The sequence below is a fragment of the uncultured Clostridium sp. genome, assembly GCF_947072515.1.
GTDB lineage: Bacteria > Bacillota > Clostridia > Clostridiales > Clostridiaceae > Clostridium.
Genome location: NZ_CAMTIG010000117.1, coordinates 1 through 4,105 on the forward strand (window position 1 = coordinate 1; position 4,105 = coordinate 4,105).

Sequence of the window (4,105 nt, forward strand, 5' to 3'; positions counted from 1 at the left end):
ACTTATAGTTCTTATGTTTTTTGGATTCTGGTTATTCATTCCTGCCGTAATAGTTGGATTATTTTTTGACTTAGAATTTTCAATAAGTGCTAAAAATGTTGATAAAGATAAAGTTAATAAAACAAATGAAATTTTTAATGAGATAACTAAGTATGTAAGAATTATAAAAGAAAAGGTTAAAAAGGAGTTTAAGTAATGGTAAGTATTTTAATTGTTGAAGATGAAAAAAATATAGCAAGATTTTTAGAGTTAGAGCTTATGCATGAAGGGTATAACATAATAAAAGCTGACAATGGAAGGGTTGGACTTGAGATTGCAGAAAAAGGTGAAGTTGATTTAATTATTCTAGATGTAATGCTTCCAGAACTTAATGGATTAGAAGTTTTAAGAAGGCTTAGAAAAACATCAGAAATACCGGTAATAATGCTTACTGCAAGAGATGCTGTTATGGACAAGGTGTCAGGGCTTGATGCAGGCGCAGATGATTATATAACAAAGCCTTTTGCTATAGAAGAATTACTTGCAAGAATAAGAACAGCTTTAAAGAAAAGAGTAGTTATATCTAAAGAAGAAAATGAAGATATATTAAAATGTGGTTTATTATCATTAGATAAATTAAGGCATAAAGTCACTTATGGAGATAAAGAGATTGAATTAACTAATAGAGAGTTTGTATTACTTCAAGTTTTATTAGAAAATAAAAATATTGTTTTAACTAGAGATGTTCTTATGGAAAAGGTATGCGGTTATGAATATGTTGGGGAAACTAATGTAATAGATGTATATATAAGATATTTGAGAACTAAAATAGATGATGTCTTTAAAGTCAAAATAATCACGACAGTTCGTGGTGTAGGATATGTAATTAAAGATGAGTAAGAAGAAGAAAAATAAAAATGTAACATCTATTGCAATAAAGCTTAACTCTATGTATGTTAGAGATTTATTTTTTAAATTTCTTTTCCTAAATATATGCTTAATGGCTATTTTAATAGTACTTTGGTGTATCAAAAGTGAAAAAGATTTTTATGGTAGCTTAGTGCAAAATGCAAAAAGAAGCTTTGATTTTTATCCAATACAAGATGCTAAATATATTGTTGTTTGGCCTGATGGGAAAACTTTAGTAGAGAATGCTAGTTCATTTTTATACAACGTTAGAATAATTATAATAGCTTTAAGCATAATTGAAATATTATATTTAATAAAGCAAATTTTATTTGGAACTGCAAGAGCGAGAAAAGTGTTAAAGCCACTTAATGAAATAGTAGAAACTGCAAATAGGCTAAGTGAAATGGCTATAAATGAAGAGAAATTTCATAGTTTAGAAGAAGCTATTTCTAAAATTGAAACAGTAACATCAAATGAAAGAGTTTATATAGGAGATAGTGAACTTAAAGGATTAGAAGAGGCTATTAATAATCTTTTAGATAGAATGAGAGAAGCATATAGGCAACAAGCAAGATTTGTGTCAGATGCATCTCATGAACTTAGAACTCCTATTTCGGTAATTCAAGGATATGCAAATATGCTGGATCGTTGGGGAAAAAATGATGAAAGTATATTAGATGAATCTATTACTGCAATAAAAAGTGAATCGGAAAACATGAAAAACTTAGTTGAGCAGTTGTTATTCTTAGCTAGAGGTATTAATGGGAAAATGGGACTCACTATTACAGAGTTTTCACTTAATGATATGATGAATGAAGTTTTAGAAGAATCTAAAATGATAGATAAAAAGCATATTTATAGATATGATATATCAGAAGATATTAATATTAATGGAGATATGGGACTTCTTAAACAGACAGCTAGAATATTAATTGAAAATGCAGCTAGATATACAGATGATAATGAAGAAATAATACTTAAAACAGGAAAAAATGAAAAGGGAGAACCTTATTTTTCAGTCCAGGATAATGGAATAGGAATGGATGCAGAAGACTTACCACATATATTTGAAAGATTCTTTAGAGCTGATACAGCAAGAGCACGTAAAGATGGTGGAACAGGACTGGGACTTTCTATAGCTAAATGGATTATTGATAATCATAAAGGTTACTTTGGAGTTTTAAGTAGAAAAGAGATAGGAACAAGAATAACGGTTTATTTACCACAAAACATAGATAAGGAATCATAGACATAATAAATTATTATGTCTATTTTTTTTGAATTTAAATTTTAACAAATGCAATATTCTATTTTAAGTTGAATATAAGAAGGAATATTTAAATATATTTAATAAGGTAATAATGAGAAATTAAAAGGGGGAAATATTATGTATTGTAAAGAATGTGGGGCGGAACTTAGTAATGATGAGTCAAAGTTTTGTACCAGTTGTGGGGTAAAGAAAGAAAATGGAAATAAATTCTGTCAGGCTTGTGGAACGGAAAGAGTAAATCCAAATCAAGAAGTATGTTTAAACTGCGGAGTAGAATTTAAAAAGGTTGGGAATGGAGATAAAAAGAAAACACCTGCATTATTATTAGCTTTATTTTTGGGGGGATTTGGAGCTCATTTATTTTATGTAGCAAGAGCACGTAAAGATGGTGGAACAGGACTGGGACTTTCTATAGCTAAATGGATTATTGATAATCATAAAGGTTACTTTGGAGTTTTAAGTAGAAAAGAGATAGGAACAAGAATAACGGTTTATTTACCACAAAACATAGATAAGGAATCATAGACATAATAAATTATTATGTCTATTTTTTTTGAATTTAAATTTTAACAAATGCAATATTCTATTTTAAGTTGAATATAAGAAGGAATATTTAAATATATTTAATAAGGTAATAATGAGAAATTAAAAGGGGGAAATATTATGTATTGTAAAGAATGTGGGGCGGAACTTAGTAATGATGAGTCAAAGTTTTGTACCAGTTGTGGGGTAAAGAAAGAAAATGGAAATAAATTCTGTCAGGCTTGTGGAACGGAAAGAGTAAATCCAAATCAAGAAGTATGTTTAAACTGCGGAGTAGAATTTAAAAAGGTTGGGAATGGAGATAAAAAGAAAACACCTGCATTATTATTAGCTTTATTTTTGGGGGGATTTGGAGCTCATTTATTTTATGTAGGAAGAGCGGGAAAAGCTATGTTATATATAGCATTAACATTAAGTGGATTTCTAACTTGTGGAGTAACGACTATTATTGCAGGAGTATTAGAAATAATAGATATAGTGTTTATTTGTACAGATAAATTTACTGATTCAGAGGGCAATATTTTAAGTGAATGGAATTAAGTGGTGGTATAAATGTAAAGTATTAATACTTATTATAGGAATAATACTTTTATATTCAATATCATTAGAATATGTTGAGTCTCGAAGTTTTTGTATGCTTAATAATATTTTTGAAATAAAATGTCTGGGCTGTGGATTCAGTAGAGCGTTTTTTAATTTATCAAGATTAAATGTTTTAGAAGCAATAAATTATAATAAAATGATAGTCATATTAGGACCATTATTTATTAGTATATATATGTACGAATTATTTCATGCTATAAAAAGTAGTATAGAAGTTAGAGAAAAAAGTATTTTAGAAAAATATATATTATTATGTTTACCACGTAAAAATTAAATATAGTAGGTTCTAATATATAGGGGAGTTTGAGATCATTTTGAATGATCTCTTTCTATTTTATATAAAAAAATAATTTACAAAATTATCCAATTATAATATAATCTATTTTGGAAAGAAAAGAGGAGAAATAAAAAAATAAAAAAATTTAAAAAAAGTGTTTACAATGGATAATTGTTATTATATAATAATAAATGTACCGAGGAGGTACACAAAAAAAGAATTAAAACTAAATTTTTAAAAGTTAAATTGATTTTTAAAAGTTTAGAGAAATAAATAAAAAATGTGTGTGTAAATTAGAGGAGGAAATTATTATGAAAAAATTTATTTGTACAGTATGTGGATACGTTCATGAAGGAGAAATGGCACCAGAAAAATGTCCAGTATGTGGAGTTGGAGCTGATAAATTCAACGAACAAACAGGAGAAATGGCTTGGGCTGACGAACACAGAATCGGTGTAGCACAAGGTGTAGACGAAAGAATAATCGAAGGATTAAGAGCTAACTTCATGGGAGAATGTACTGAA

Annotated in this window: 5 protein-coding genes and 2 pseudogenes; all 7 read left to right on the top strand. The window is 28.0% G+C overall.

From position 1 onward, the window contains the following. Positions 1-196: pseudogene (locus Q0W06_RS19355) on the top strand (ubiquitin); the annotation flags it as partial. Beyond that, positions 196-879 (top strand): response regulator transcription factor, encoded by a 684-nt coding sequence (locus Q0W06_RS19360; RefSeq protein WP_297639757.1) that lies wholly within the window; start codon positions 196-198, stop codon positions 877-879. The pseudogene Q0W06_RS19355 and the gene Q0W06_RS19360, both read left to right, overlap by 1 nt. Then, positions 872-2,137, top strand: coding sequence for a HAMP domain-containing sensor histidine kinase (locus tag Q0W06_RS19365; RefSeq protein ID WP_297639760.1), 1,266 nt, complete (start codon positions 872-874; stop codon positions 2,135-2,137). Before Q0W06_RS19360 ends, Q0W06_RS19365 begins: the two co-directional genes overlap by 8 nt. Positions 2,138-2,527: 390 nt before the next feature. After that, positions 2,528-2,683 (top strand): annotated as a pseudogene (locus Q0W06_RS19375) (ATP-binding protein); the annotation flags it as partial. Between the two features lie 138 nt (positions 2,684-2,821). Continuing rightward, entirely contained in the window at positions 2,822-3,241 is a 420-nt protein-coding gene (locus tag Q0W06_RS19380; protein ID WP_297639763.1) for an NINE protein, read from the top strand. Then, positions 3,228-3,578, top strand: a complete 351-nt coding sequence (locus Q0W06_RS19385; RefSeq protein ID WP_297639766.1) for a DUF2752 domain-containing protein — start codon at positions 3,228-3,230, stop codon at positions 3,576-3,578. The genes Q0W06_RS19380 and Q0W06_RS19385 overlap by 14 nt, the downstream gene beginning before the upstream one ends. A 314-nt stretch (positions 3,579-3,892) precedes the next feature. Continuing rightward, on the top strand, positions 3,893-4,105 hold a 213-nt coding region (locus tag Q0W06_RS19390; RefSeq protein WP_366516805.1), incomplete at its 3' end, for a rubredoxin-like domain-containing protein.

Coding starts and splice junctions, on each gene's coding strand:
- Q0W06_RS19380 (WP_297639763.1), top strand. CDS start 2,822: ATGTATTGTAAAGAATGTGGGGCGGAACTTAGTAATGATGAGTCAAAG.
- Q0W06_RS19365 (WP_297639760.1), top strand. CDS start 872: ATGAGTAAGAAGAAGAAAAATAAAAATGTAACATCTATTGCAATAAAG.
- Q0W06_RS19360 (WP_297639757.1), top strand. CDS start 196: ATGGTAAGTATTTTAATTGTTGAAGATGAAAAAAATATAGCAAGATTT.